The sequence below is a fragment of the Nocardioides sp. Soil_C_8 genome (assembly GCF_057656315.1).
In genome coordinates, this window is sequence record NZ_JBDGKQ010000001.1 from 838,081 (window position 1) to 863,718 (window position 25,638).

The window sequence follows — 25,638 nt, forward strand, 5'->3', positions numbered from 1 at the left end:
CCTAGGCACCCGCCGCCTTCAGCACGGCCCGGCCGGTGAGCACGCGTGCGAGGTGCTGGCGGTAGTCCGCGGCGCCGTTGAGGTCCGAGGGCGGGTTGGTGCCCTCCGCGGCGAGCTGTGCCGCGTCGCGTACGCCGTCCTCCGTCGCGCTGGTACCGGCGAGCGCCTGCTCGGTGGCGGTCGCCCGCAGCGGCGTCGACCCCATGTTGGTCAGCCCCACGCGTGCCTCGTCGATCGAGCCCCGCACCGTCGCGGCGACCGCGACGATGGGCCACTGATGGGCCACGCGCACGAACTTCTCGTAGTGCGCACCCCAGCCGGTGTGCTTGGGGACCCGGACCTCGGTGAGGATCTCGTCGTCGCCGATGGCCGTCTCGAAGAGGTCGACGAAGAAGTCCGACGCCTCGACCGTGCGGGTGCCGCCGGGCCCGGCGATGACGAACTGCGCACCGAGCGCGAGCGCCGGCGCGCCGAGGTCACCGGCGGGGTCGGCGTGCGCCAGCGCGCCGCCGAAGGTGCCGCGGTGCCGGATCTGCGAGTCCGCGACCTCCGCGGCGGCCTTCGACAGCAGGAGCGCGTGCTCCTTGACCAGGCTGTCGTCCCGCACGTCGTGGTGGGTGGTCATCGCACCGATCACGATGGCGTCGCCGTCGTCGCGGATGCCCCGCAGCGAGGAGATGCCGCCGAGGTCGATCACGACTTCCGGGGCATTGAGCCGCATCCGCAGGACCGGAAGCAGGCTCTGCCCGCCGGCCATGATCTTCGCGTCGTCGCCGTGCTGGCCGAGGGCTGCCAGCGCCTCCTCGACCGACGTCGGGGCGAGGTAGTCGAACTGCACCGGGATCACTGGCCTGCTCCTTGTCCTGAGGTGGGGTCCTGGTTGAGGGCGTCCGCCTCGAAGTGGGGCATCGCGTCGGCCGGGGTCGGTGCATCACCGTCGTGGGCATGGATCGCCCGCCACACACGCTCCGGCGTGCAGGGCATCTGGATGTCGTCGACACCGAGGTGGCGTACGGCGTCGACGACCGCGTTGACGACCGCCGGGGTGGAGGCGATGGTGCCGGCCTCGCCGACGCCCTTCGCGCCGAGCGAGTTGGTGGTGCACACGCTCGGCTCGTGGGTGTGCTGGACGTCGAAGGAGATCGTGTCGGCCGCCGTCGGCAGGAGGTAGTCGACGAACGAGCCGCTGACCAGAGTGCCGGACTCGTCGTGGACGGCCTCCTCCCACAGGGCCTGCGCGATGCCCTGCACCAGCCCGCCGTGCACCTGACCGGCCACGATGAGCGGGTTGATGATCGTGCCGATGTCGTCGCAGCAGGTGTACTTCCGCATCTTCACCGCACCGGTCTCGGTGTCCACCTCCATGGCGCACAGGTGCGTGCCGTGCGGGTAGTTGAAGTTGACGGGGTCGTACGTCGCCTCGGCGTCGATGCTCAGCTCCATGTCGTCCGGGTAGTTGTGCCCGGTGAACGTCGCCGTCGCGAGCTCCTGGATGCCGATGCCCTGGTCGGTGCCGCGGACGGTGAACCGGCCACCTGAGTAGTCGAGGTCGTCCTGGCTGGCCTCGAGCAGGTGGGACGCGAGGTGCCGGGCCTTGTCGATGACCTTGTCGACCGCCTGCACCAGCGCCTCGCCACCGACCACGAGCGAGCGGGAGCCGTAGGTGTCGAGGCCCCGGTGTGCGACCTGGGTGTCGCCGTGCAGCACCTCGACGTCCTCGAACGGGACCCCGAGCCGGTCGGCGACGATCTGGCTGAACGCCGTCTCGTGGCCCTGGCCGTGCGCGCTCGCGCCGGTGACGATCTCGACCTTGCCGGTGGCCAGCATCCGCACGCTCGCGTGCTCCCAGCCGCCCGCTCCGTAGTCGAGGCTGCCGAGCACCCGGCTGGGTGCGAGGCCGCACATCTCGGTGAACGTCGAGACGCCGATGCCCAGCTGGACCCGGTCGCCCCGCTCCCGCCGCTCCTTCTGCTCCGCGCGGAGGGCGTCGTAGCCGAAGGACTCCTTCGCCTTGGCCGTGGCCGCCTCGTAGTTGCCGGAGTCGTACTCCAGGCCGGCGACGGTGGTGAACGGGAACTCCTCGTGGGTGATCCAGTTGCGCTCGCGGATCTCCAGCGGGTCCACGCCGACCTCGGCCGCCAGCTCGTCCATCATCCGCTCGACGGCGTACGTCGCCTCGGGCCGGCCGGCGCCGCGGTAGGCGTCCGTGAACGTGGTGTTGGTCAGCACGGTCTGGCACTCGAAGCGGTAGGCGGGGAACTTGTAGATCGCGTTGAACATGAAGGCGCCGAGCACCGGCACGCCGCCACCGACGATCGCGATGTAGGCGCCGAGGTCGGCGTCGAGGTGCACCTTGAAGGCCGTGACCTTGCCGTCCTTGTCGGCGGCGAGCGTCAGCGTCTGCACCTGGTCGCGGCCGTGGTGCGCCGACATCAGGCTCTCGCTGCGGGTCTCGGTGTACTTCACCGGCTTGGAGAGCCGGCGGGCCACGGCCCACGCGATCCACTCCTCGGGCGTCGTCTGCAGCTTGCCGCCGAAACCACCACCGACGTCGGGGGCGATGACCCGGATCTTCGACTCGGGCACGCCGGTGGTGGCCGCCAGGGCGAACCTCAGGATGTGCGGGATCTGGGTCGCCGACCACATGGTGATCTGCTCCCCCGTGGGGTCGACGACCACGCTGCGCGGCTCCATGAACGCCGGGATCAGCCGCTGCTGGCGGTACTCCCGCTCGATGACGATCCCGTTGGCGCGGGCGTCCTCGATCGCGGCCTCGACGTCGCCACCGGTGCCGGCCTCGTTCGAGTCGAAGACCCACAGCGCGGACTTGTTGGTGCCGAGGTCGGGGTGGGCGAGGACCTCGTCCTCGAGCGCCTTCTTGATGCCGATCACCGCAGGCAGCTCGTCGTACTCCACGTCCACGAGCTCGGCCGCGTCGCGCGCCGCAGCGGCGCTGCGGGCCACGACGACGGCCACGACCTCGCCGGCGAAGGCGACCCGGTCGGCGGGCATCGGCGGGTGGTTCGGCGTCTTCTGGTCGGGCGTGATGGGCCAGGCGTTGATGCAGACGCCGAGCTCGTCGCCGAAGTCCTTGCCCGTCAGCACGGCGACCACGTTCGGGGAGGACTTGGCGGCCTCGACGTCGATCGAGGTGATCGTCGCGTGGGCGAAGGGGCTGCGCACCATCGCGAGGTGCAGCATCCCGGGGAGCGTGATGTTGTCGGTCCACCGGGTGCGTCCGGTGATCAGCCGCTGGTCCTCCTTGCGGCGCCGGTCGCGGCCGATCTCCTTGTCGGCCTCGCCTGCGGGACGGTCCTGGGTGGCGGTCATGACGTCGCCCCCTCTGCCTGCCCGGCGGCGTGGAGGACGCTCTTGACGATGTTGTGGTAGCCGGTGCAGCGGCAGAGGTTGCCCTCCATGCCGAGCCGCACCTCCTCCTCGCTCGGGTGCGGGTTCTCCGCGAGCAGGTCGACCGCCTGCATGATCATCCCCGGCGTGCAGAAGCCGCACTGGAGGCCGTGGCACTCGCGGAAGGCCTCCTGGACCGGGTGCAGCTCACCCTCCGCGGCGTCGGCGAGGCCCTCGATCGTGGTGACGGTGCGGCCGTTGGCCTGCACCGCGAGCACGTTGCACGACTTCACGCTCGTGCCGTCGAGGTGGACGGTGCACGCTCCGCAGTTGGAGGTGTCGCACCCGATCACTGTTCCGGTCTTGCCGAGCTTCTCCCGCAGGTACTGCACCAGCAGCATCCGGGGCTCGACGTCGTCGGAGACCGCGGCCCCGTCGACGGTGAGTTCGATCTTGGTCATGCGGCGCCTCCGTGCGTGTGAGGTGGATCACTCGCGGCCGACGCTAGGCCGGGCCGGGTTGGCAGCCGGTTGGTCGGTCCACACCGGTGCCGCCACCCCACACGCACGGGGTGTTGCTCAGTAGCGCAGCACGAGGCCCTTCGGCTTCTCCGACAGCACCTGCGCGCTGACGAACAGGTCACCGTCGGCCCACTCGACCGCGGCGGGCATCATCACCTCGGCGTACGGCTTGGCGGTCGTCCGGCCGGCCTTGATGCGCGAGACCTGGCCGCCGAAGAGCTGCGCGACGTAGATGTCGCCGTTGTCCGCGACCGCGACGCCCGTCGCGCCGGCGAAGCCGCTGGCGACCTCACGGACCTTCCCGGTCTTGGCCTTGACCTTGACCAGGCGACCCTGCGCGCCGGTGCTGCCGTCCTCAGGACCACCGGGGAGCAGCGTGACGTAGAGCCAGCCGCCCTTGCCCACCTCGACGTCGGTCGGGACCGGCTCGAAGTTGAACGTCTTGCCCACGGTGCAGGCCGGGAGCTTGTTGGCCGCAGCCGCCTCCGCGGTGACGACGACCGGCACGGGGGGCAGGACCGCGAGGGTCTTGACCTTGCCGTTGGGCTTGACCGACAGGATCGTGTTGCCGGCTGCGTCGGCGACGTAGGTCGTGCCCTTGTGCACGGTCGAGCCGTAGGGGTGCGACTCCACGATGCCCGTGTAGGACGCGGGCACCTCGGGCGGCATCTGCGCGGCACAGGCGGGGTCGAGCCCACCCGCGAAGCCGTAGGAGACGTCCGCGTCCGGGTTCCGGTCGGCCTCGTAGGCCGACAGGTCGGCCACCTTCTTCGGCTTGGAGCCCGGGCGCATCGACCACAGCGCGGTCTTCGCCCCCTTGGTCGTGGCGAACTGGACGGTCCCGCGGTTCTCGGACACCGCGCCGACCTCGGTCCCCTTCTTGGCGGCGAAGACCACCTCCGGCTTGGCGCCCGGCGCGACCGCGGTCAGCAGCCCGGCGAAGTTCTGGGCGACGTAGGCGGTGCCGTCACCCGCGACGACCATGCTGAGCGGCGAGACGAGCTTCTTCGCCACCGTCGTCGGTTCGGGTGCCGTGGAGGCACTTGCGGTGGGGCTGCCGAGAAGGCTCCCCGTGAGCAGGACGACGGCTCCTGCCGCCATCGCTCGACGTGTTGCGGCCATGCTTTCTCCCTCGTACGTGGCCGCACCCCCGTGCGGCACCTCGACGCAGGATCGTGCACCGCTATCCGAGCGGTCCACTCCATTTTCTCGATCTACCCGAAATGGGAGTCATCACCGCAGGCTGGCGAGCCTGCCCTTCAGGAGCGGCACGACCGGGTGGTGCACGGGCAGCGCGGCCAGGCACGCCTCGACCACCGCGGTGTCGTACGGGGCCAGCTCGCTGTAGCGCAGGACCGCGTCGGGATCGGGTTGCGCCAGCAGGGCCTCGCGCACGCTGACGGCGAGGTAGTCACCCATCTGCACGAGGGCGGGCGAGTCGGTGCCGGGGAGCAGGTCACCTCCGTAGGCCCGCACCGCGGCGCGCACGTCGCCGCGGCGCAGCAGCCGCTGCACCTCCTCGACGTCGGTCGCCACCGGCATCGTCAGGCGGTAGGGGCGCGACGAGAGCTGGCCCGACAGGGCGGCGCGGAGGTGCGAGACCTCGGCCTTCAGGGTCGAGGTCGTGACGGACGCGTCGCCGTAGAGCAGCGCGTGGAGGTGCTCGACCGAGAGGCCGGAGGGGTGGAGGGCGAGCAGGGCGAGGATCTCGGTCTGCCGGCGGTTGAGGAGCAGCCGCTGGCCGTCGAGCCACACCTGCGCCGTGCCGAGGAGGGTCAGCGTCAGGCCGGGCTCGGACGGCGCCGCGTCGCCCGGCGACGTCGTACGACGGTCCGTGGGGAGCGCCCCCTCGATCAGTCGCGCCATCACGCGTGCCGTGGCCAGGCCGATGGGGTGGGTGCGGTCCCAGGTCGTCGAGAGGTCGATCACGCCGAGCGAGCGACCGGTCACCGGGTCGAAGACGGGCGCCGCCCAGCAGACCCAGTTGTGCACCACCTCTGCGTAGTGCTCGGCGCTGAAGACCATCGACGGGGCGCCCGTGCGGCCGGCGATGGCCAGCGCGTTGGTGCCGACGCTCCGCTCGTCCCACCGACCACCGGGCACGAAGTTCACCGTCTCGGCCTTGCGGCGCATCACGCGCCCGCCGTAGGTCCAGAGGATCCGCGTCTGCTCGTCGGTCACCGCGACGACCAGGTCGCCGTCCTCGGCCGTGCGCCGCAGCTCGTCCTGGACCCGGGACACGGCGGTCTGCAGGGGCGACGCCTTCCAGAAGTCGGCCGTGTCGCCCTCGTCGTCGAGCGGAGCGTGGGTGACCGTCGGGGAGACCAGGCCCGACAGCTCCCAGCTGCGCAGGATCTCCGGGCGCACGGCTTCGACGTCACCGGCCTCGACGAAGCGCGTCCACGCGCGCACGGCGTCCACGCGTCGCGCGTGCAGGTCCTCGCTGGTCATGGCGGCTCCCGGTGGTCGCGGCCAACCTAGCCCGAGTGTGACGACCGCAACAGGGAATCCGGCCGGAGGTCGCTCGGAGGATCGCGCGCAGGGTCAGCGCACGCGCGCGAAGGTGGCGACGATGCCCGGGTGGTCGGTGACCAGGTGCCGGTACGAGCGGAAGGAGCGGATGCGGAAGTCCGAGTGGCGCTCGGCCATCACGTAGTCGATCCCCGAGCCGCGACGGTGGTCGTCGGCGGAGTAGTTGGTCTCCAGCCGGAGCGGCTTGGTGATGCGTCCCTTGACGAGGTGGTCGCCCGTGTCGCGGTTCTCCGTGACGTTGCAGTCGCACATCGCGACGAACTGGTGCGCGTCGGGGGTGCCCTCGTCGAGCGAGCGGATCCTGCTGGCCATCCGCCACATGGCCTCCACGCCGCGCCGGTTGGCGTAGTTGGGTCCACCCGAGTGGCGGTTGTGGAGGTGGTTGGGCAGGTGGAAGCTGATCGCGCGGATGGTGTGGCCGCTCGCGCGGTGCCGCAGCACCGCGACCACGCCGTACTGGTCGTGGGCGATCCGGCCGGAGTAGCGCCGCCACGTCGTACCCGTCAGCAGCGGTGCCCAGGTCTTCTGGAGCTCCCAGACGTCCTTGTCGAAGGCGATGGGGTTGTCGTCGATGCCCGTCGGGCCCTTCGGCATGAGGAGCGTCCAGTTCTTCGGCAGCGCCGCGCGCAGCGCCGGACGGCTGAAGAGCCGCTCCTGGAAGCCGATGACGGTGGCGCCGCCGCCGATGACCGGCCGGATGTCGTGGCGCATGCCGGCGACCCGCATCCCCTTCTTGAGGTTGAGCGTCGCGACGGCGAAGCGACCGGCGGGCGCGGAGGAGCCGGCCTGCCGCCCCTCCTCACGAGCCTGTGCCGGTGAACCTGCCCACGTCACGCCCGTCAGCAGCAGGAGTGCTGCGGCGACGGAGACGAGGGGCCGGACGAGGGGGCGGACGAGGACACGGGGCGACGCGGAGAGCAAAAACATCCCGAAGACCATAAGTGAGGCCCGCCGGACCGCCCAATCCGCGGTCGTGGTAGTGCGACCCAGGGGGTCAGTCGTCGTGGTGGATGCGTCCGTGGGTGGTGGCCAGCCGCTCCCCCGAGCCGCCCCACTGGCGGGCCACGATCTCCGCGGCGATCGACACCGCGGTCTCCTCCGGAGTGCGGGCGCCGAGGTCGAGCCCGATCGGCGACGACAGGCGCGACAGCTCGGTTTCACCCAGACCTGCCTCGACCAGGCGGGCCATCCGCTCGTCGTGGGTGCGCCGCGAGCCCATCGCGCCGATGTAGCCGGGACGGACCTCCTCGTCGAGGCGCAGGGCGAGCTCGAGGAGCGGCACGTCGAACTTGGGATCGTGGGTCAGGACGGCCAGGACGGTCCGCCGGTCGATGCGCCCCGCGTCGAGCTCGGCCGCCAGGTAGCGGTGCGGCCAGTCGACCACCACCTCGTCGGCCCCGGGGAAGCGCGAGGTCGTCGCGAAGACGGGACGGGCGTCGCACACCGTGACGTGGTAGCCCAGGAAGGAGCCGACCTTCGCGACGGCCGCCGCGAAGTCGATGGCCCCGAAGACCAGCATCCGCGGCTTGGGGGCGAAGCCCCAGACGAAGACCCGCATCCCCTCGCCGCGCCGCTCGCCGTCCGGGCCGTAGGTCAGCGTGGCGTTGGTGCCCGCCGCCAGGAGGCCGAGGGCGTCGTCGTGGACCGCCGCGTCGGCGCGCGGCGAGCCGAGGCTGCCGTCGGCGGGAGCGTGCGGGCGCACCACCAGGCGTCGCCCCACCCACGCCGGGTCCGGGTGCTCGATCACGGTCGCCAGGGCGACGGGTCGCCCGGCCTCGATGTCCGCGGCCACCTCCCCGAGCTCCGGGAACGTCTCGCGCGACACCTGCTCGACGAAGACGTCGAGGATGCCGCCGCAGGTGAGGCCGACCGCGAAGGCGTCGTCGTCGGAGACCCCGTAGCGCTCCAGCACCGGCTCGCCGGACGCCACGACGGACTGCGCGAGGTCGTAGACGGCGCCCTCGACGCAGCCCCCGGACACCGAGCCCACGGCCGAGTCGTCGGGACCCACCAGCATCGAGGCACCCGCGGGGCGTGGGGCGGAGCGGAAGGTCGCGACGACGGTGCCGACGCCGATCGTCTCGCCTGCCTCCCACCACTGCATCAGCTCGGGCAGCACGTCACGCACGCGCGATCACCTCCGTGAGGTCGGCGAAGGTCGCCAGGGAGTGCCCGGCGAGGAAGTCGTCGCAGTGCGGCAGGGCCGCGAGCACGCCACCCTGCAGGGGCTCGTAGCCCGCCTTGCCGCGGTGGGGGTTGACCCACACCACGCGGTGGGCGACGCGCTGCAACCGCGCCATCTGCTCGCCGAGGAGGCCGGCGTCCCCGCGCTCCCAGCCGTCGCTGAAGACGACGACCACGGCGCCCCGCGCCATCCCGCGCTGGCCCCACCGGTCGAGGAACACCCGCAGCGTCTCGCCGAGCCGGGTGCCTCCGGACCAGTCCGGCACGACCTCGCCGGCGGCGACGATGGCGCGGTCGGCGTCCGGGGACTGGAGCGCGCGGGTCACGTGGGTCAGCCGGGTGCCGATCGTGAAGGTCTCGACGGTGCCGCCCGACGCCCGGGCCGAGCGGGTCAGGCGGTGGGCCAGGCGCAGCAGCACGTCGGCGTACGACGTCATGGAGCCGCTGACGTCGACGAGCAGCACCACCCGGCGTGGGCGGGTGCCGCGCCGTCGCCAGGCGATCTCGCCGGGCTCGCCGAGGTGGCGCAGCGAGTTGCGGAGGGTGCGCGAGGCGTCGAGCTCGCCTCGGTGCCAGCGACGGTGCCGGGCCGTACGACGTACCGGCGGGAGCAGCGAGAGTCGCACGAACATCGCCGCCAGGCGCCGCTTCTCCGCCGCGTCGAGGGTGGCGACGTCGCGGTGCTGGAGGACCTCGGCCTCGGACGCCATGGCGCGGACCACGTCCGCCTCCTCGGTCTCGCCGGCACCTCCGCCGCCCTCGACCTCGGGCAGCAGGTGCGCGGTGGACGGGCGGGAGGTCTCGCGCTGCTGGGCGCGCGGCAGCCCGTCGCGCGGGTCGAACCACGCCGCGAAGACCTGGTCGAAGCGGGCGAGGTCGTCCGGCGAGCCGCAGAGCGTGGCCCGGCCGGCCCAGTAGGTCGCCTGCCGGTCGTCGGCGCCCACGGTCGCCACCGCCGCCAGGAAGCCGTGGGCCCGGTCCTGGGTGACCGGCACGCCGGCGGCCCGGAGCGCGCGGGTGAAGCCGAGGAGCACCTCGTCGGCCCCGTGGAGCACGGCGGTCATCGTCGGGGTCCCCGCGGAGTTGTCGGACGGAGGAGCGGAGCGGGGGAGTTCCGAGAACTCCGTGGGGTGGCTCATCTCGACAGCATCCGGTCGAGCGCGGCCCGGACCCGGTCGGCGTCCTCGCGGTACTTGAGCAGGGCGCCGAGGGTCGTGGCCGCCGACGCCAGGTCGAGGTCGGCGGTGCCGAGGTAGGTGAGCGCGCGCGCCCAGTCGAGCGTCTCGGCGACGCCGGGCGGCTTGAGCAGGTCGTCGCGCTGCCGGAGCTGCTGCACGACCTCGACGACCTGGCGGGCCAGGGCGTCGCTGACCTCGGGCGCCCGGGAGCGGACGATCTCCACCTCGCGCTCGAGGCCCGGGTGGTCGATCCAGTGGTAGAGGCAGCGCCGCTTGAGCGCGTCGTGGAGCTCGCGGGTGCGGTTGGAGGTCAGCACGACGAGCGGGGGCTCCGGCGCGGTGACCGTGCCGAACTCGGGGATGGTCACCTGCCAGGTGGACAGGACCTCCAGCAGGAACGCCTCGAACTCGTCGTCCGCGCGGTCGACCTCGTCGACGAGCAGCACCGCCGGCGCCTGCCGCAGCGCGGCGAGCACCGGACGCGCGAGCAGGAAGCGCTCGTCGTACAGGCTCTTCTCGGCCTCGTCGGGGTCGACCTCGCCACCGGCCTCGAGCGCCCGGAGGTGCAGGATCTGGCGGGGGAAGTCCCAGTCGTAGAGGGCCTGGCTGGCGTCGATGCCCTCGTAGCACTGCAGCCGGACGAGCGGCAGCTCCAGGCTCTGTGCCAGCGCCTCGGCCAGGGCCGTCTTGCCGGTGCCGGGCTCGCCCTCGAGCAGCAGCGGACGCTGCATCCGCGCGGCGAGGAAGACGACCGTCGCCAGCTCGTCGTCGGAGAGGTAGCCGGTCGCGCCCAGCCGGGCCGCGACGTCGGCGGCGGAGTCCATCCCGTGCACCATGCGGTCAGGCTACGACCCACCACGTTGGCGGGACGTTGGGTGGGAACGACGCGCTCGTCAGGCCGAGGGAAGACGGAGGATCTCCCGCGTCTGCTGGCCGGTCGCGATCGGGCGCCCGAGCTCCTCGCACAGGGCCTTCGTCTCCTCGAAGAGCTCCAGGTTGGTCGGTGTGCGCTCGGGGTCGAAGTGGTCCTCGATACCGATGTGGAGGTGGCCACCGCGCTCGAGCGCCATCCGCGCCACCGGCCACTTGAGCAGGTCACCGCCCCACACCGACACCGACCACGGCAGGTCGACGCCGTCGAGGATGTCGAGGTAGGCCTCGAGCGAGGAGGCGTTCGGGGGCAGGCCGAAGCTGACTCCGGACCCCTTCGCGAACATCCCCCACTCGTCACCGAAGTAGAACTTCACCATCGCGCCCTCGGGCAGGCGTCCCGCGCGGTGGTAGGCCAGCACGGTGTGGAGGAAGGTCGGCTCGTAGATAGCCAGCGACGGGCCGAACCGGTGCTCGTCGCAGAGGTCGAAGGCGTACCTGATGTCGTCGAAGGTGTTGACGTAGCTGAACCCGGTGGGGAGCCCGTCTTCGTCGGGGAAGCCGAGGTTGACCGAGCCCGGGTCGACGATGCCGATCGGCATCGGCACCTCCGCGGCGATGATCGGGTAGTGCGCGAAGCGGCCCTCGACCGACTCGCCCTGCGCGCCGACCGACTGGTCCACGGAGAGCGTCGGGTACCAGACCGTGTCCGGTCGCTCGTCGAGGATCGGCTTCCAGGCCTCCAGGTAGGCATCTGCCGCGGCCTGCCCCTGCAGGTTGATGTCGTAGGTGTGCGTGTGGATCATCGACGCCCCGGCGTCCAGGAGCCCGAGGACGTCCGACTGGATGGCCTCGGGCGTCAGGGGAACGTGGGGATTGCGGTCGGGGAACGTTCCCCCGTTGATCGCGACCTCGACGATGACTGGGTCCTCCATGGCGGGTGGCACCTCTCTGGTCGTGCCCGCCGGGTCGGCCGGCGGACGATGCTGGTGGATGGGTCAGGCGGGCGACTGCGAGCGGGCGGCGAGGGCCTTCTGGAAGTCGGCCCACGTCGGGAGCGGCTCGGGCAGCGCCGCAGCGCTCGGCTCGGTCCCCGGCCAGCGGAGCCGTTCCCCGTCGAGCCGTCCGCCGAGCTCACGCAGCGGGAGGGCGTAGAACGCCTTGACGCCCCGCGACCGGAAGCGCCAGCGACCGTCCTCCTTCACGTAGTGGTCGTGGTAGCGGAAGGCCGTCACGAACATCTCGTGGTCGATCTCCAGCTCGGCATGGGACGTCACCACGCCGCGTCCCGACCGGTCGTCGAGCTCGTCCAGGACGAGCGCGTGCGGGATGTGGACGGTAACGCCGTACATGCCGAGCCGCTGGTGGTAGTAGTCCATGACCGCGTCCCGTCCCACCGAGCGACCTGCGACCGAGTCGAACTCGAAGTCCTGGGCGAAGCAGTCGGCCAGGGCCGGCATGTCGCGGTCGTCGCAGGCGTTGGCGTAGCGACCGAGGAGGTCCTCGATCGCGGCGCGGTCCTCGAGCCGGCGCAGTCGGGTCTCGAGGTCGGTGGTCGGGTCACTCATCGGTCGTCGTTCCCTCGCAGGACGACGGGTACCGACGGCGGGCACCGCAGCATGAATCCTTCATCGGGTGGCAGCTCCCCTGCTGGTTGGATCCGGGCGACCCGCGCGCTGAGCTCGCGCAGGGCATGGACCATCTCGGTCTGCGCCAGGCGGGCCCCAACGCAGTAGTGACTCCCCGCCCCGAACGGCATGATCGAGCCCGCGGCGGTGAACTGGGCGCTCCCGCGGCCGAGGAAACGGTCGACGTGGAACGTCTCGGGGTCGTCGAAGACGTCCGGGTCGCGGTTCGCCGACGCCAGGAGCAGGCACACCCGTTGTCCGTCGGCGATCGTGGTCCCGGCGATCGTGACCGGCGCGATGGCGCGCCGCATCAGGCCGTTGACCGGCGGGAAGAAGCGCAGCGCCTCGGCCGCGAGGGCGACGACCGGGTCGTCCTCCCCACGGTGCTCGCGCAGCCACGTCCACACCTCGGGCGTCTCCGCGACGTGACGCAGCAGGCTGGCGAGGACGCGTTCGGTGGTCTCGACGCCGGCAGCGAGGAGGAAGACGACCGTCGAGACGATCTCATCGAGCTCCAGCGGCTCACCTTCGTAGTCGGCGGTCGCGAGGGCGGACACGAGGTCCTCGCCGGGCGAACGGCGACGTTCGGCCACGTAGGGCGCGAGGAACGACTCCAGCTCGTCGCGCGCGGCCAGGGCACGCGTGCGTGCACCGGGGTCGTTGACGCTGGCCACCCCTCCCGACCCGACGGCGCGGTACCACTGCTCGAACTGGTCGCTGTGGCCGAGGTCGGTGAGCTCGGTGATCGCGAGCAGGGGCACCCACATGGCGACCTCGCGCCGCAGGTCCACGACCGTGTCGAGTGCGACGGCGTCGACTGTGCGCTGTGCGATGGCGCGCACCCGGTCGTCCAGGCCGTCGCGCAGGGCGTTCTGGCTCCGGATCCGCCGCGCGACGACGCCGACCTTCTGTGCGTGCTCCCGGCCCTCCATGTGCAGGAAGGTGCGTCCGTACGGCGGCGCACCGGGACCGCCCTCGACGGCCCGGAAGGACTGCGGGTCCCGGAGCACGCTCCGTACGTCCTCGTGGCGGGTCACGACCCACGCGTCGAGCGTCGTGCTCCACAGGACCGGGGCCTCGTCGCGCAGCCGCGCGAACACGGCCGCGCGGTCGACCGTCGGGTCGTCGGCAGCCACCCGGTCGAGGTCGTGCTCGAGCGTCACCGCTTGGTGCGTCATGTGGTCGCCCCCCTGCCGCCGTCGACGACGAGGTGGGTGCCGTTCATGAACCCGGCCTCCCCGCTGAGCAGGAAGAGCGCGGTCGCGCCGATCTCGTCCGGTCGACCGAGTCGACCGCTACGGTTGCGGCCGACGAGGTCGTCCGCCGCAGCACGCGCATCACCGGTCGCGTCGAGGTGCTGGCGGAGCAAGGCGGTGTCGATGCTGCCGGGACAGATGGCGTTGCACCGGATGCCGCTGCGGCCGAAGTCGACCGCCGTCGCACGCGTGAGGTTGAGCAGCCCCGCCTTGCTCACGGCGTACGCGACGTGGCCCGGACGGGCGAAGAGGCCCTCCAGCGAGGAGATGTTCACGATCGCCCCGCCGCCGGCCCGGACCATCGACGGCACGAACGCGCGCGTCATGCGCCACGCGCCCTTGAGGTTGACGTCGAGCACCGCGTCCCACTGTTCCTCGGTGAGCGAGACGACGTCGGCCTCGATGAGTCGCCCGGCGTTGTTGACGAGGCCGGTGACCCGGCCCTGCCACTGGAGCACCGAGCTCAGGGCGGCCTCCACGGAGTCGCCATCGGTGACGTCGAGTCGCGTCCCCCGGGCGGACCACCCCCCGGCTGCAAGCTCGGCAGCCACTGCCTCTGCGCCGTCGCCGTCCAGGTCGCCGATGAGCACGTGCGCGCCCGCGTGCGCTGCGGCACCTGCGATCGCAGCACCCAGACCCCTCGCCCCTCCGGTGACGACGACGACGTCGCCCTCGAGGCGGCCGGGCGCTCCGGTCACTGCCACCTCAACGCCCGGCGTTCGAAGGCGCCGAGCAGGCGGTCCATCACGAAGCTGATCACCGCGAGGATCACCAGGATGGCGAACACGCCGCCGACCTGGAGGGTGTTGCTGTAGCGCACGATGTCGGTCCCGAGGCCGTCACGGGAACCGATCATCTCGCTCGCGATCACTCCGAGGAGTGCGTACGTCAGCGACAGCCGGATGCCGGCGACGACGACCGGGATGGACCCCGGGAGCACGATCTTGCGGTAGCGCTCGACCGTCGACATCCCCAGGGAGTCCGCCAGGAGCAGCAGGTCCCGGTTGGTCTCCTTCACCCCGGCGCGGGTGTTGAAGAGCATGATGAACACGACCAGCGTCACCCCGACGGCTGCCTTCGCGTTGACCGTCAGCCCGAACCACACGATGAACAGCGGCGCCAGCGCGATGCGCGGCAGCGAGTTCAGGGGGACGAGGAACGGCTCCGCCACCCGGTCCAGGAACCGCGACGACCCGAGGACGAGGCCGGCGAGCGCGCCGGCCGGTACGCCGATCAGCAGGGAGAGGGCGACCGCGTGCATCGTCGCCACGACCTGGGACACCAGCGTGCCCGACTCCCAGAGCGTCTGGAGGTGCTCGAGGACGTCGAGCGGCCCGGAGATGAGGGTCGTGTCCACGAGCTCGAACCGGCCCAGCGCCTCCCAGCCGATCATCAGGACCAGGAACAGGAGGACCTGGCAGACCAGCACGAACCAGCCGCGCTCGCGAAGCGGGCGGCGTCGTCTGGGCGGCGCCGCGCCGGCCTTCGCCGCCGGCGCCCGGACCGGGACCTCGTGGACGGTCGTTCCCTGGCTCATCCCGCTGCCTCCCCGGCCTCGATGCCGCTCCACAACAGGTCCTCGCACCGCAGCGCCGGGTCGGACTCCACCAGCGCGGCCGCCTCGGCCTGCTCCGCACTCAGGTCGATGGCGGTGCAGTCGAGCTCGTTGGAGTAGACCGACGTGACACCGTCGGGCCGGCTGAAGTCCTCGGCGACTGCCTCGTCGAGGCCGAAGTCGTCCACGAGGAACTGGACAACGTCGTCGTGGTTGGCCTCGTCGACGAGGAAGTCACCGGCCTCGCCGATCGCCTCGCAGAAACCTCGCGCGAGGTCGGCGTTGGCGTCCAGCCACTCCGAGGTCGCGAAGTAGCCGGTGTGGTACGGCAGCTGTTCCCCGGAGGCGACGAGGTCGACGGCCACGCGGGCCTTGCCGGCCGCCACCTCGGACTGCTGCACGAACGGGTAGCCGAAGATGGCGTCGACCCGTCCGGAGGCCAGCGTGGCGGCCGCTTCGCCGACCGTGCCGACCGCCACGAGGTTGACCGAGTCCATGTCGAGCCCGGCCTCGCCGGCGAGGGAGCGGAAGAAGGCCTCCTGTCCACCGCCCAGGCTGTCGAGGCCGAACGTCGTGCCCTCGAGGGCCTGGAACCCCTCGCGCCAGTCCGCCGGGTCGACGCTCGCGATGGGCGAGTCGTTCCTCACCATCACGACGTTCCAGGCCTTGGACACGCTGCCGCAGAACAGGCGTACGTCGTGCCCCTGCTGCTGTGCGGCCATCACCTGGCTCACGTTGTACTGGAGCACGTCGATCGACCCGGACACGAGCCCGGCCAGCTGCGTGCCCGCGGACGTCACCGGGACGAAGTCGGGAGTGATGCCGTGGTCCTCGAAGAATCCCTGCTCGGCGGCGAGCTGGTCGGGGACCGTCGTGCCGGCGCCGGTGAAGTTGGCGACGGTGATCGAGCCGTCGGTCGCCTCGCCGCCGTCCCCGCCGTCCGAGCCGCAGGCCGAGGCGAGCACCGCGACCGCGACCACCGAGACCAGTACGCCCCTCATCGCTCGCCCTCCTTGAGCTCGTCGAAGAGCCGGTGGTGCAGGTCGTGGAAGCCGTCGTCGAAGAGGATCTCCTCGAGCCGCGGGTGCCGCGGCCGAGGGATGTCCACGACGTGGTCGTAGGCGATCCGTCCAGGGTGCGGGTGCATGACGATCACCCGGTCCGCGAGGAGGAGGGCTTCCTGGAGGTCGTGGGTGACGAACAGGACCGTCGACCTGTCCTCCGGTGACTCGGACTCCCAGAACTGCAGCAGCTCGCGCTGGAGCCGCAGCTTGGTCTGCGCGTCGAGGGCGGCGAAGGGCTCGTCCATCAGCAGGATCTCGCGAGACGGCGCCATGGTCCGGGCCAGGGCCACCCGCTGTCGCTGGCCCTGCGAGAGCTGGTTGGGGTGGCTGGCCGCCAGGTGCTCCAGCTCCACCGACCGGAGTGCGGCCAGCGCGCGTTCCCGCAGCCGGGACCGGGAGGACTCCTCGGACTCCATGCCGAGCATGACGTTGTGCAGGGCGTCGCGCCACGGCAGGAGTGCGTCGCGCGCGAACATGTACGACGTGTCGGTGCTGCCCATCCGCGGCACGTGGCCGTTGACCGCCACCGAACCCGGAAGGCCGGCGAGGAGTCCGGCGAAGAGGTGCAGCAGCGTCGTCTTGCCGCACCCGCTCGGACCGACGAGCGCCACGAACTCGCCCTTGGCCACGTCGAGGTCCACGTCGTCGAGGACGTGCACGGTCGGCGTCCTGTCGGGCGACCGGTCGCGGCCACGCAGCCGGTCCACGACCGAGGTGCCCCTCCTGCTCGGCGGGTAGTCGAAGGTCAGTTCCCTCGCCCGGAGCGCCGAACGACGTGCACCCGGGCTGGTCCTGACGGCCGTCGCCGCCGGCGCCCCCTCAGCCATCGATGCCGCTCCAGAGCAGGTCCTCGCACCGCAGGGCGGGGTCGGACTCCACGAGCTTCGCCGCCTCGGCCTGCTCCGCGCTGAGGTCGATGGCGGTGCAGTCCAGGTCGGGCGTGAAGATCTGCGTCACCCCACCCGGCCCGGCGAACTCCTGGGCGACTGCCTCATCGAGACCGTAGTCGTCGACCAGGAACTGGACGACGTCCTCGGCGTTCGACTCGTCGACCATGGCGGCGTCGGCCTCACCGATCGCCGCGCAGAAGTCGCGCGCGAGGTCGGGGTTGGCGTCGAGCCACTCCGAGGTGGCGAAGTAGCCCGTGTGGTACGGCAGGTCCTCGCCGGAGCTGACCATGTCGATGGCGACGCGTGCCTTGCCGGCGGCGACCTCGGACTGCTGCACGAACGGGTAGCCGAAGATGGCGTCGACCCGCCCCGAGGCGAGGGTGGCCGCCGCCTCGCCGACGGTCCCGACGGCGACGAGGTTGATGGATTCGACGTCGACACCCGCCTCCGCTGCGAGGGAGCGGAAGTACGCCTCCTGCCCCGCGCCGAGGCTGTCGAGGCCGAAGGTCGTCCCCTCCAGCGCCTTGAATCCCTCACGCCAGTCCGCAGGGTCGACGGTCTCGATGGGTGAGTCCTCCTTGACCATCACGACGTTCCAGACCTTGGAGACGCCCCCACAGAAGAACCTGACGTCGTGTCCCTGCTGCTGTGCCGCCATGACCTGGCTGACCGCGTTCTGGGCGATGTCGATCGAGCCGGAGGTCAGCGCGGCGAGCTGCGTGCCGGCCGACGTCACCGGGACGAACTCGGCCGTGATCCCGTGCTCCTCGAAGTAGCCGTCCTTCGCCGCGAGCTGGTCCGGGAGCGTGATGCCGGCACCGGCGAAGTTCGCCACCGTGACCTTGCCGTCGCTGGCTTCCTCACCGCCCGCTGCGCTGTCCGAACCGCATGCCGCGGTGAGCACGAGCACCCCCGCGGCGCAGATGGCGAGTGCGCCGCGGCTCCTGCTGTTGGTGACCTGGAAGAACGCCATGATCCTGCTCCTGACCTCTGCCCCCGGAAGTGATGCGTACCATATGAATGATGAGCATTAATTAGCCAGAGACAGATGTCAAGGGTTCCGACCGGACCGACGTGCCGACCGTCGGTCAGCTCAGGGCGAGTCCACGTCGGCGCCGGTCGCCAGGTCGCCGCACTCGACCAGGTCGACGTCGTGCGCTGCGAGGTAGTCGCGCGCCCCGCGGTCGCCCGTCGCGCCGACGGCCACGCCCGCCCAGTGGTCGCGGCCGAGGAGCACGGGGTGCCCCGGCACGCCGCCGTACGACGCGCGCGCGAGGTCGTCACGTCCGCGCGAGGCGGCGACGAGCCGGGCGACGACCGCGGCGTCGACGTCGGGCAGGTCGACGAGGGAGACGAGCACCGAGTCGTGGTCGGTGGGCGCCAAGGCCGTCAGCCCGGCGCGGAGCGAGGCACCCATCCCCTCGGCCCAGTCGTCGGCGCGGATGCGCGAGACCGACATCGGCAGCAGGGCGGCCGCCCGCTCGGCCTCGGCACCGAGGACGACCACGACCTCCGAGCACGGCCGCAGCGCCTGGACCGCGCGCAGCAGCCACGACGTCCCGTCGTCGTCGCGGGCCAGCGCCTTGGGCCCACCGAACCTGCGACCCGCGCCGGCGGCGAGCAGCAGCCCGACGACCGACGTCACCCGGGGAACGCCTCCGCGTAGAGCGCCTCGAGCTCCGGGGTGGCCTCGGCGGTGAATCCGCAGAGGGTCACCCGGTCGCCGTCGGCGCTCACGAGGTAGGTCTGCCCCTCCTGGAAGTCGACCGCCAGCAGGAGGTCGCGGAGGGCCTCGCTGGGCGCCGCGACCGTGACGGTGGACGCGTCACCACCGGCGTACCACTGGTCGACCTCGAGCGTCGCGGTGCCGCCCTCGACGGAGGTGACGGTGCCCTCGAAGGCCGTGTCGAACGTCGACAGGACCTCGGCCGACGGCATCGCGCACTTGCCTGCCTGCGAGCCGTCCGCGGTCAGGGCAAGGGTGTCCGACGCCGTGCTGTCCGACTGCGACTCGGACGGAGAGGAGGTGGGGGCTGAGTCGGACCCGGAGTCGGCGCCCTGGTCGGCCCCGCACCCGGTGAGCGCCGCGAACGCAGCGAGGGCGACGGGGACGACGAGCAGCGTGCGGGTCGAGGTGGTGTTCACGATTCCTCCTGGTGGGACCGGGCAGGTGTCGTCACCGTGCCACACCGGTTCGACGGGGCGTCGCGGGGCCGGGTTCCGTGGGTTCAGCGCACCGAGACGTCGGTGCGGTCGTCTCCTTCCTCCTCGTCGATCCTGCGCTTGATGCGACCCATGCCGGGGATCTTGGCCAGCATGTCGTTGAGCTCGCGCGCTACCGTGAGCAGGTCGTGCACGTCGGGCGCGACCGAGCCGAGCGTGGCCAGCACCGGCAGCACGTCGCCCTCCATCCGCTCGGTCAGCTCGGGCAGGTGGTCGACGAGCTGCACGAGTGCCCTCACCTCGTCGGGGTGGGTGGTGTCGGCCAGCGTCTGGAGGGTCGGCTGGAGCTTGGTCAGCGGCGGTTCGAGGGCATCGAGCAGGGCTCCCGCGCGGCCCGCCTGCACGGCCGCACCGCCCACGACGGCGTCCACCCGCTCGAGCTGGGTCGCCGCGGCGTCCACGACCCCGCCGACCCGCGCCACCTCCGCCGTCGCCGCGTCCACCACCGCACCCACCCGCTCGACCTGCTCGGTCGCGGCGTCCACCGCCGCGCCGACTCGCGCGACCTCGGCGGTCGCCGCGTCCACGACCCCGCCGACCCGGTCCACCGTCGCCGAGGCGCGCTCGAGCAGGACCTCGGCGCGGTCGAGCAGGGCCAGCGCCCGCGGCACGGCGCCGAGGAGCGCCTCCACCTGCTCGCTCCCCCGCTCGAGGGCCGACATCACGTCACGGGGTCCGGGGACGGGCAGGCGCATGCGCCATTCCTACCAGCGGCACCCCGCCCGGCAGGGGTGCTAGCGGGCGGCGGCGACCGACTCGTCGGTGCCGGCGAGCTTCTGCGACAGCCAGATCGGGATGATCGACAGCACGATGAGCGCCGCGGCGACCACGTTCACGACCGGCGCCTGGTTGGGGCGGAACAGGTTCTGGTAGATCCAGATCGGCAGCGTCTGGATGCCCTGCCCGGCGGTGAAGGTGGTCACGATGATCTCGTCGAAGGACAACGCGAAGGAGAGCAGGGCTCCCGCCAGCAGGGCCGATCGCATCATCGGGAGCGTGACCGACCAGAAGGTGCGGAACGTCCCGGCCCCGAGGTCCATCGAGGCCTCCTCGAGGTTGCCACCCAGCCGGCGGAGGCGAGCGATGGCGTTGTTGAAGACCGTGACGATGCAGAACGTCGCGTGCGAGACCACCAGGGTCAGCATCCCGAGCTCGATGCCGAACATCGTCAGGAACGCGTTGGCCAGGGCGATGCCGGTCACCACACCGGGCAGCGCTATGGGCAGGATGATCAGCAGCGAGACGGTGTCGCGGCCGAAGAAGCGGAACCGCTGCAGCGCCAGTGCGGCCATCGTGCCCAGCACCAGTGCGACCGCGGTGGCCACGAGTGCCACCTCGATCGACACCACGACGGCGTTGCGCGCACCTGTGCTGTTCGCGGCCGCCGACCACCACTGCGTGGTGAAGCCCGGCGGCGGCCACTCGAAGGTCCTCGAGACGTTGAACGAGTTCAGCACGACCAGCGCCAAGGGCGCGTAGATGAACAGCAGCACGACACCGGTGAGGGCCAGCAGCACGGCGCGGGTCGCACGCGAGAAGCTCATCGTCCCCCTCCCCTGCTCACAGCGAGTCCAGCGCGCCGGTTCGGCGTACAGCGCCCAGGTAGGCCAGCATCACCACGACCGGGATGGTCGCGACGGCCGCGGCGAACGGCAGGTTGTTGCCGGTCAGGAACGAGTCGTAGACGACGTTGCCGAGCATCTGGTTGGCCCCGCCGACGATCTTGACCGCGATGTAGTCGCCGAGGGTCAGCGAGAAGGTGAAGATCGAGCCGGCGACCGCCGCCGGGAACAGCACCGGCAGCACGACTCGACGCATGGTCGTGCGGGTGGTCGCGCCGAGGTCCGCCGAGGCCTCGAGCAGCGAGTCGGGGAGCCGCTCGAGTCCGGCGTACATCGGCAGGATCATGTAGGGCAGCCACAGGTAGGACAGCGTCACCACCGTCGCGGTCAGGCCGTACCCGGGCGAGAATCCCAGGTCGTCGAGCGGCCCGCCGCTGGCGAACATCCCGCGCCACGCGTACGCCTTCACGAGGTACGACGCCCACAGCGGGGTCAGCACGGCGACGACGAGCGCCCGCTGCAGGCGGGGCGAGGCGACCTTGGCCATGTAGAGCGCGATCGGGAAGGCCAGGAGGGCGTCGATGACCGTCACTGCCACGGCGGTCAGGATCGTGCGGACGGTGATCGTGCGGTAGACGTCGATGGTGAACAGGTCGCGGTAGTTGTCGAGGTTCCAGATCCGCTCGATGTTGCCCCCGAAGGGATCGACGGTCCACAGCGAGGTGATGAACAGCGCGGCCAGCGAGCCGAGGTAGAGGACCCCGAGCCACAGCATGGGCGGTCCCAGCAGGAGCCCCAGCCGCAGCCGGGGGTGGCGGTGCAGCACACCCGAGCGGGATGGTGCCGCACCGCCTCCCGGCGGCGGCTGGGCAGCCATGCGGTCAGCCCTTGATCTCGGTCCAGGCCTGGGTCCAGTCCTGGTACGTCGTGCACTTCACGTCGGTGCGCCCGTCCAGGCACTCCTCGATCGGCGTGGTCCAGTAGTGGATCTTCTCGGCGTACGCCTCGTCCCCGGCGTGGTACGACTCACAGAACCCCTTGCTGGTCAGGTCGCACGCCTTCTCGTTGGCCGGCGCCTCGCCGAACCACTCGGCGACCGCGGCGTTGGCCTCCGGGCTGATGATGTGGTTCATCCAGCCGTACGCGCAGTTCGGGCTCATGGTCGACGCCTGCACCATCCAGGTGTCCGACCAACCGGTCGAGCCCTCGTCGGGGAGGAACGCCTCCACGGGTGCCTTCTCGTCCTGCGCCAGGTTGGCGATCACCTGCCACGTGGTGCCGACGACGGAGTCGCCGGTCTTGAAGGACTGGATCTCCTTCAGGTAGTCCGACCAGTACTCCCCCACGCTCTCGCGCTGCTCCTTGAGCAGGTCGACGGCCGCGGCGAGCTGGTCGGCGTCGAGGGCGTACGGATCCTTGATGCCGAGGTCGGGCTGCGTGTTCATCAGGTAGAGGCCCGCGTCGGCGATGTAGATGGGCGAGTCGTACGCCGTCACCTTGCCCGAGTACGACGACGCGTCGTCGAAGACCGCGCTCCAGCTCGTCGGCGCGGGTGTCACGACGTCGGTGTTGTACATCAGGAGGTTGGCTCCGTAGCCGTGCGGGACGCCGTACATCTGGCCGCCGACGGAGTTCCACGCGCGATCCTTCAGGAACGGCCAGACGTCGGCGTAGTTGGGGATGAGGTCGGTGTTGACCGGAGCCACGTCACCGCCGGCGATGAGACGCAGGGACGCGTCGCCCGAGGCGGACACGACGTCGTACTGACCCGTCTTCATCAGGTTCACCGCCTCGTCGGAGGTGCCGAAGTACTTGACGTCGACCTGGCAGCCCGTCTCCTTCTCGAAGGGGGTCACCCAGTCGACGGACTTGTCCGTGGAGCCGTCCTCGGCGTAGCCGGGCCAGGCCAGCACGCTGAGGCTGTCCTCGTACTCCCCGACCTGGTCGGCCATCGGGACGTCCGGTGCGGTGAAGCCGCCCTGTGCCTCGGTGCCGGTGGCGCTCTCGTCGTCGCTGTCGTCGCCGGAGGACGTGCCGCAGCCGGTGAGCGCGAGCGCGAACGCCGCGGCGAGCGCGGCGAGCCTGGTGGTCTGCTTCATGACTTCTCCTTACTCCTGGGGCTGCTGCACCTGCTGTGTGTCGCCCGAGAGGTCGATGACGTGCTCGTCGGCCCAGCCGACGGTGACCTGCTGGCCGCGGCGGCCCATCGCCTGCTCCGTGCTGTCGCGGAGGTTCTGCTTCAGCACGGTGAGGGTCGGGCCGGCGTCGAGCTCGACGAGGTAGTGGTTGACCGAGCCGAGGTAGACGACGTCGGCGACAGTCCCGCGTGCGGTGCTGTTGCCCGACTCGACGTCGGAGTCGAGGTGGATCTTCTCCGGGCGGATGCTGAAGGTGCCCTCCCTCCCGAGCACGGCCGACGCAGCGTCGCCGCTGAGCAGGTTCGAGGTGCCGACGAAGCCGGCGACGAAGGCGGTGGCGGGGTTCTCGTAGAGCTCCGCCGGCGTCGCGACCTGCTCGATCCGGCCGTCGCTGAAGACGGCGATCCGATCGCTCATCGTCAACGCCTCCTCCTGGTCGTGGGTCACGAACACGAAGGTGATGCCGACCTCGCGCTGGAGGTCCTTGAGCTCGAGCTGCATCGCCCGGCGGAGCTTGAGGTCCAACGCCCCGAGGGGCTCGTCGAGCAGCAGCACCTTCGGCCGGTTGACCAGTGCCCGCGCGAGGGCGACGCGCTGGCGCTGGCCGCCGGAGAGCTGGGTCGGGCGGCGCGTGGCGAGCTGCCCCAGCTGGACGGACTCGAGGGCCGCCATGGCGCGATCACGACGCTGGCGGGACGGCACCTTCTTCACCCGCAGGCCGTACTCGACGTTGGCGAGGACGTCCATGTGGGGGAACAGGGCATAGTCCTGGAACACCGTGTTGACGTCGCGCGCGAAGGGCGGGCGTCCCGTCACGTCGTCGCCGCCGAGCAGCACCTGTCCCGCGCTCGGCAGCTCGAAGCCGGCGATCATCCGGAGCACGGTGGTCTTGCCGGAGCCGCTCGGACCGAGCATGGAGAAGAACTCCCCGTCCTCGATGCGCAGGTCGAGGTCGTCCACGGCCGTGACGCTGCCGAAGGACTTGGTGAGGCCGACCAGCTCGACGGCCGGAGTGCCCATGCAGCCTCCTCCCCACGCTCGGGACGACGGAAAGCGTCGCGAAAATCAGAGTAGGACCTCCGATCCCGCACTGAACATCATCAACGGATCACGATTCGGCGCAGGAAAACCTGCTCGGTGGTCCATACCAGGGCGCGCTCACCCCGGACGTGCAGCAGGGCCCCCGCCGGAGCGGGGGCCCTGCTGGTGGTGCCGGTGGTCCGGCAGTGCTGCGATCAGCCGGCGCTCGTCGACAGGGGAAGCACGAACTGGTTGACCGTCTGGCCGCTCGCCGGCAGACCGATCTCGGTGGCGGCCACGGTGCGCAGCAGCCACCCGCCGCTCCGGCCCGAGCTCGAGCCGCAGTCCGGGTTGTCGATCGACTGGGAGGTGAAGGCCACCGAGGTCGAGTAGCCGTCGGTGACGGAGCTGGGCACCATCCACGAGTTGCGGCTCTTGCTGAAGACCGCCGTCTTCGCCAGCATCGTCTGGCTCTGGCTACCGCCCCAGCCATCGTTCAGGTAGGCCTGCCCGTTCGCCGTGGTGGCACACGGCTGGGTGTAGTAGATCTGGCCCGGGTACGTCACGCCGTCCCAGCCCGTGGAGACCAGGTAGCCCTCGGCCGTCACGAAGCTCACGCCGTACATGTCCATCGACACGACCTTGCCGAGGGGCGCGTCGTTGCCGTCGCGAAGCGTCATCCCGCCGCCGGCAGGACCTGAGGGCCCGGCGGGGCCGGCAGGGCCGGTTGCACCGGTGTCACCCTTCGGGCCGGTCGCACCGATGGGGCCTTGGGGACCGGTCGGTCCGACCGGGCCGACCGGGCCGACGGGCCCGACCGCGCCGGTGGCTCCGACGGCTCCTGTGGCTCCCGTGGCGCCGGCCGAGCCGGTGGCACCGGTCGCACCCGTCGCCCCCTGCTCACCCTGGTCACCCTGGTCGCCCTTGGGGCCGATCGGGCCGCGGAGGTTGACGACCGGGGTCCAGCCGTTCGCACCCTTCTCGTACGCGTCCCACGAGGTGGTGTCGAGGTACCAGTCGCCGACGGCGCCGGTACCGGCGGCCGGCGCGCCGTCGCCGCGCAGCCACTTGCTGCCCGCGGCACCGGTGGCGCCCGTCAGGCCGGTGTCGCCGCGGTCGCCCTGGTCGCCCTTCTCGCCCTGGTCGCCCTTCTCGCCCTGGTCGCCCTTCTCGCCCTGGTCGCCCTTCTCGCCCTGGTCGCCCTTGACACCCGCGGCGCCCGTGGCACCGGTCTCGCCCTTCGCGCCCGTGGCTCCAGCCGCTCCGGTGTCGCCCTTCGCGCCGGACGCACCCTGCGGGCCGACGGCGCCGGGGGCTCCGGTCGCGCCCATGATGTTCACGCGCAGCTCCCAGCCGCGGGGCGTGTTCTTGTACGCGTCGCCGGTGGCGGTGTCGAGGTACCAGCTGTTGGTGGACCCGTCCTTGGCGGACGGCGCACCGACGCCGGAGTTCCAGCTCGTGCGCAGGCTGTCGATCGCTCCCGTGCTCAGCTGCCGCTTGCCGAGCGAGCGATCGGCGATGTCGGCGCCGGTGATGGACTTGTCCTTGATGTCCTTGCCGGTGATCAGGGCGCCGGCCGTGGCGCCGCCGACACCCGCCGAGACCACCAGCGCACCGGCGACGAGCAGGGCGGAGACGGTGCGGCCCTTCGGGCGTGCAGGCATGAGCG

The 25,638-nt window shown here is 71.5% G+C and carries 25 protein-coding genes; all 25 read right to left on the bottom strand.

The annotated features are described in order from the left end of the window. Window position 1 precedes the first annotated feature (1 nt). Window positions 2-847, bottom strand: a complete 846-nt coding sequence (locus AC3A3L_RS04125; RefSeq protein ID WP_487638754.1) for an FAD binding domain-containing protein — start codon at window positions 845-847, stop codon at window positions 2-4. Then, entirely contained in the window at window positions 844-3,330 is a 2,487-nt protein-coding gene (locus AC3A3L_RS04130; protein ID WP_487638755.1) for a xanthine dehydrogenase family protein molybdopterin-binding subunit, read from the bottom strand. The genes AC3A3L_RS04125 and AC3A3L_RS04130 overlap by 4 nt, the downstream gene beginning before the upstream one ends. Then, on the bottom strand, window positions 3,327-3,809 hold the full coding sequence (locus AC3A3L_RS04135; RefSeq protein ID WP_487638756.1) for a (2Fe-2S)-binding protein: 483 nt from the start codon (window positions 3,807-3,809) through the stop codon (window positions 3,327-3,329). The genes AC3A3L_RS04130 and AC3A3L_RS04135 overlap by 4 nt, the downstream gene beginning before the upstream one ends. 117 nt (window positions 3,810-3,926) lie before the next feature. Continuing rightward, on the bottom strand, window positions 3,927-4,991 hold the full coding sequence (locus tag AC3A3L_RS04140) for a ScyD/ScyE family protein (protein WP_487638757.1): 1,065 nt from the start codon (window positions 4,989-4,991) through the stop codon (window positions 3,927-3,929). A gap of 111 nt (window positions 4,992-5,102) precedes the next feature. Continuing rightward, window positions 5,103-6,320: an AfsR/SARP family transcriptional regulator gene (locus tag AC3A3L_RS04145; RefSeq protein WP_487638758.1), complete on the bottom strand. Its 1,218-nt coding sequence runs from the start codon at window positions 6,318-6,320 to the stop codon at window positions 5,103-5,105. Between the two features lie 93 nt (window positions 6,321-6,413). Further along, entirely contained in the window at window positions 6,414-7,328 is a 915-nt protein-coding gene (locus AC3A3L_RS04150) for an exonuclease/endonuclease/phosphatase family protein (RefSeq protein WP_487638759.1), read from the bottom strand. 67 nt (window positions 7,329-7,395) lie between these two features. Continuing rightward, entirely contained in the window at window positions 7,396-8,529 is a 1,134-nt protein-coding gene (locus AC3A3L_RS04155; protein ID WP_487638760.1) for an XdhC family protein, read from the bottom strand. Next, the gene (locus AC3A3L_RS04160; protein WP_487638761.1) at window positions 8,522-9,724 is read right to left on the bottom strand and encodes a vWA domain-containing protein; all 1,203 of its coding nucleotides are present in this window, start codon (window positions 9,722-9,724) and stop codon (window positions 8,522-8,524) included. Before AC3A3L_RS04160 ends, AC3A3L_RS04155 begins: the two co-directional genes overlap by 8 nt. Then, window positions 9,721-10,599: an AAA family ATPase gene (locus AC3A3L_RS04165; RefSeq protein ID WP_487638762.1), complete on the bottom strand. Its 879-nt coding sequence runs from the start codon at window positions 10,597-10,599 to the stop codon at window positions 9,721-9,723. The genes AC3A3L_RS04160 and AC3A3L_RS04165 overlap by 4 nt, the downstream gene beginning before the upstream one ends. Window positions 10,600-10,656: 57 nt before the next feature. Beyond that, a complete protein-coding gene (locus AC3A3L_RS04170) occupies window positions 10,657-11,568 on the bottom strand; it encodes a beta-keto acid cleavage family enzyme (protein ID WP_487638763.1) in 912 nt (303 codons plus the stop codon). 63 nt (window positions 11,569-11,631) lie between these two features. Further along, complete coding sequence (locus tag AC3A3L_RS04175) at window positions 11,632-12,201, bottom strand: nuclear transport factor 2 family protein (RefSeq protein ID WP_487638764.1); 570 nt, start codon at window positions 12,199-12,201, stop codon at window positions 11,632-11,634. Continuing rightward, the gene (locus AC3A3L_RS04180) at window positions 12,198-13,439 is read right to left on the bottom strand and encodes a cytochrome P450 (protein WP_487638765.1); all 1,242 of its coding nucleotides are present in this window, start codon (window positions 13,437-13,439) and stop codon (window positions 12,198-12,200) included. The genes AC3A3L_RS04175 and AC3A3L_RS04180 overlap by 4 nt, the downstream gene beginning before the upstream one ends. After that, a complete protein-coding gene (locus tag AC3A3L_RS04185) occupies window positions 13,436-14,215 on the bottom strand; it encodes an SDR family NAD(P)-dependent oxidoreductase (RefSeq protein ID WP_487638766.1) in 780 nt (259 codons plus the stop codon). Before AC3A3L_RS04185 ends, AC3A3L_RS04180 begins: the two co-directional genes overlap by 4 nt. Next, window positions 14,212-15,054, bottom strand: coding sequence for an ABC transporter permease (locus tag AC3A3L_RS04190; RefSeq protein WP_487638767.1), 843 nt, complete (start codon window positions 15,052-15,054; stop codon window positions 14,212-14,214). The genes AC3A3L_RS04185 and AC3A3L_RS04190 overlap by 4 nt, the downstream gene beginning before the upstream one ends. After that, complete coding sequence (locus AC3A3L_RS04195) at window positions 15,051-16,073, bottom strand: ABC transporter substrate-binding protein (protein WP_487638768.1); 1,023 nt, start codon at window positions 16,071-16,073, stop codon at window positions 15,051-15,053. The genes AC3A3L_RS04190 and AC3A3L_RS04195 overlap by 4 nt, the downstream gene beginning before the upstream one ends. Further along, window positions 16,070-16,963, bottom strand: a complete 894-nt coding sequence (locus AC3A3L_RS04200; protein WP_487638769.1) for an ABC transporter ATP-binding protein — start codon at window positions 16,961-16,963, stop codon at window positions 16,070-16,072. Before AC3A3L_RS04200 ends, AC3A3L_RS04195 begins: the two co-directional genes overlap by 4 nt. Continuing rightward, complete coding sequence (locus AC3A3L_RS04205; RefSeq protein WP_487638770.1) at window positions 16,956-17,999, bottom strand: ABC transporter substrate-binding protein; 1,044 nt, start codon at window positions 17,997-17,999, stop codon at window positions 16,956-16,958. Before AC3A3L_RS04205 ends, AC3A3L_RS04200 begins: the two co-directional genes overlap by 8 nt. 120 nt (window positions 18,000-18,119) lie before the next feature. Further along, window positions 18,120-18,671 carry a nucleotidyltransferase family protein gene (locus AC3A3L_RS04210; RefSeq protein ID WP_487638771.1) on the bottom strand — a complete coding sequence of 184 codons (552 nt, stop codon included), beginning with the start codon at window positions 18,669-18,671 and terminating at the stop codon, window positions 18,120-18,122. Next, complete coding sequence (locus AC3A3L_RS04215; RefSeq protein ID WP_487638772.1) at window positions 18,668-19,171, bottom strand: hypothetical protein; 504 nt, start codon at window positions 19,169-19,171, stop codon at window positions 18,668-18,670. The genes AC3A3L_RS04210 and AC3A3L_RS04215 overlap by 4 nt, the downstream gene beginning before the upstream one ends. 83 nt (window positions 19,172-19,254) lie before the next feature. Then, window positions 19,255-19,944 carry a hypothetical protein gene (locus AC3A3L_RS04220; protein ID WP_487638773.1) on the bottom strand — a complete coding sequence of 230 codons (690 nt, stop codon included), beginning with the start codon at window positions 19,942-19,944 and terminating at the stop codon, window positions 19,255-19,257. Between the two features lie 39 nt (window positions 19,945-19,983). Then, window positions 19,984-20,793, bottom strand: coding sequence for an ABC transporter permease (locus AC3A3L_RS04225; protein ID WP_487638774.1), 810 nt, complete (start codon window positions 20,791-20,793; stop codon window positions 19,984-19,986). A gap of 16 nt (window positions 20,794-20,809) precedes the next feature. Further along, on the bottom strand, window positions 20,810-21,688 hold the full coding sequence (locus AC3A3L_RS04230; RefSeq protein ID WP_487638775.1) for an ABC transporter permease: 879 nt from the start codon (window positions 21,686-21,688) through the stop codon (window positions 20,810-20,812). 4 nt (window positions 21,689-21,692) lie between these two features. After that, window positions 21,693-22,910 carry an ABC transporter substrate-binding protein gene (locus tag AC3A3L_RS04235; RefSeq protein ID WP_487638776.1) on the bottom strand — a complete coding sequence of 406 codons (1,218 nt, stop codon included), beginning with the start codon at window positions 22,908-22,910 and terminating at the stop codon, window positions 21,693-21,695. Window positions 22,911-22,919: 9 nt separating this feature from the next. Next, on the bottom strand, window positions 22,920-23,969 hold the full coding sequence (locus AC3A3L_RS04240; protein ID WP_487638777.1) for an ABC transporter ATP-binding protein: 1,050 nt from the start codon (window positions 23,967-23,969) through the stop codon (window positions 22,920-22,922). Between the two features lie 215 nt (window positions 23,970-24,184). Continuing rightward, a complete protein-coding gene (locus AC3A3L_RS04245) occupies window positions 24,185-25,633 on the bottom strand; it encodes a hypothetical protein (protein WP_487638778.1) in 1,449 nt (482 codons plus the stop codon). Between the last annotated feature and the right edge of the window lie 5 nt (window positions 25,634-25,638).

Bases quoted from the DNA above. Each gene is read 5' to 3' on its own strand.
- AC3A3L_RS04130 (WP_487638755.1), bottom strand. From the start codon at position 3,330: ATGACCGCCACCCAGGACCGTCCCGCAGGCGAGGCCGACAAGGAGATC.
- AC3A3L_RS04135 (WP_487638756.1), bottom strand. From the start codon at position 3,809: ATGACCAAGATCGAACTCACCGTCGACGGGGCCGCGGTCTCCGACGAC.
- AC3A3L_RS04140 (WP_487638757.1), bottom strand. From the start codon at position 4,991: ATGGCCGCAACACGTCGAGCGATGGCGGCAGGAGCCGTCGTCCTGCTC.
- AC3A3L_RS04145 (WP_487638758.1), bottom strand. From the start codon at position 6,320: ATGACCAGCGAGGACCTGCACGCGCGACGCGTGGACGCCGTGCGCGCG.
- AC3A3L_RS04150 (WP_487638759.1), bottom strand. From the start codon at position 7,328: ATGTTTTTGCTCTCCGCGTCGCCCCGTGTCCTCGTCCGCCCCCTCGTC.
- AC3A3L_RS04160 (WP_487638761.1), bottom strand. From the start codon at position 9,724: ATGAGCCACCCCACGGAGTTCTCGGAACTCCCCCGCTCCGCTCCTCCG.
- AC3A3L_RS04165 (WP_487638762.1), bottom strand. From the start codon at position 10,599: ATGGTGCACGGGATGGACTCCGCCGCCGACGTCGCGGCCCGGCTGGGC.
- AC3A3L_RS04170 (WP_487638763.1), bottom strand. From the start codon at position 11,568: ATGGAGGACCCAGTCATCGTCGAGGTCGCGATCAACGGGGGAACGTTC.
- AC3A3L_RS04175 (WP_487638764.1), bottom strand. From the start codon at position 12,201: ATGAGTGACCCGACCACCGACCTCGAGACCCGACTGCGCCGGCTCGAG.
- AC3A3L_RS04180 (WP_487638765.1), bottom strand. From the start codon at position 13,439: ATGACGCACCAAGCGGTGACGCTCGAGCACGACCTCGACCGGGTGGCT.
- AC3A3L_RS04190 (WP_487638767.1), bottom strand. From the start codon at position 15,054: ATGAGCCAGGGAACGACCGTCCACGAGGTCCCGGTCCGGGCGCCGGCG.
- AC3A3L_RS04195 (WP_487638768.1), bottom strand. From the start codon at position 16,073: ATGAGGGGCGTACTGGTCTCGGTGGTCGCGGTCGCGGTGCTCGCCTCG.
- AC3A3L_RS04200 (WP_487638769.1), bottom strand. From the start codon at position 16,963: ATGGCTGAGGGGGCGCCGGCGGCGACGGCCGTCAGGACCAGCCCGGGT.
- AC3A3L_RS04205 (WP_487638770.1), bottom strand. From the start codon at position 17,999: ATGGCGTTCTTCCAGGTCACCAACAGCAGGAGCCGCGGCGCACTCGCC.
- AC3A3L_RS04220 (WP_487638773.1), bottom strand. From the start codon at position 19,944: ATGCGCCTGCCCGTCCCCGGACCCCGTGACGTGATGTCGGCCCTCGAG.
- AC3A3L_RS04225 (WP_487638774.1), bottom strand. From the start codon at position 20,793: ATGAGCTTCTCGCGTGCGACCCGCGCCGTGCTGCTGGCCCTCACCGGT.
- AC3A3L_RS04230 (WP_487638775.1), bottom strand. From the start codon at position 21,688: ATGGCTGCCCAGCCGCCGCCGGGAGGCGGTGCGGCACCATCCCGCTCG.
- AC3A3L_RS04235 (WP_487638776.1), bottom strand. From the start codon at position 22,910: ATGAAGCAGACCACCAGGCTCGCCGCGCTCGCCGCGGCGTTCGCGCTC.
- AC3A3L_RS04240 (WP_487638777.1), bottom strand. From the start codon at position 23,969: ATGGGCACTCCGGCCGTCGAGCTGGTCGGCCTCACCAAGTCCTTCGGC.
- AC3A3L_RS04245 (WP_487638778.1), bottom strand. From the start codon at position 25,633: ATGCCTGCACGCCCGAAGGGCCGCACCGTCTCCGCCCTGCTCGTCGCC.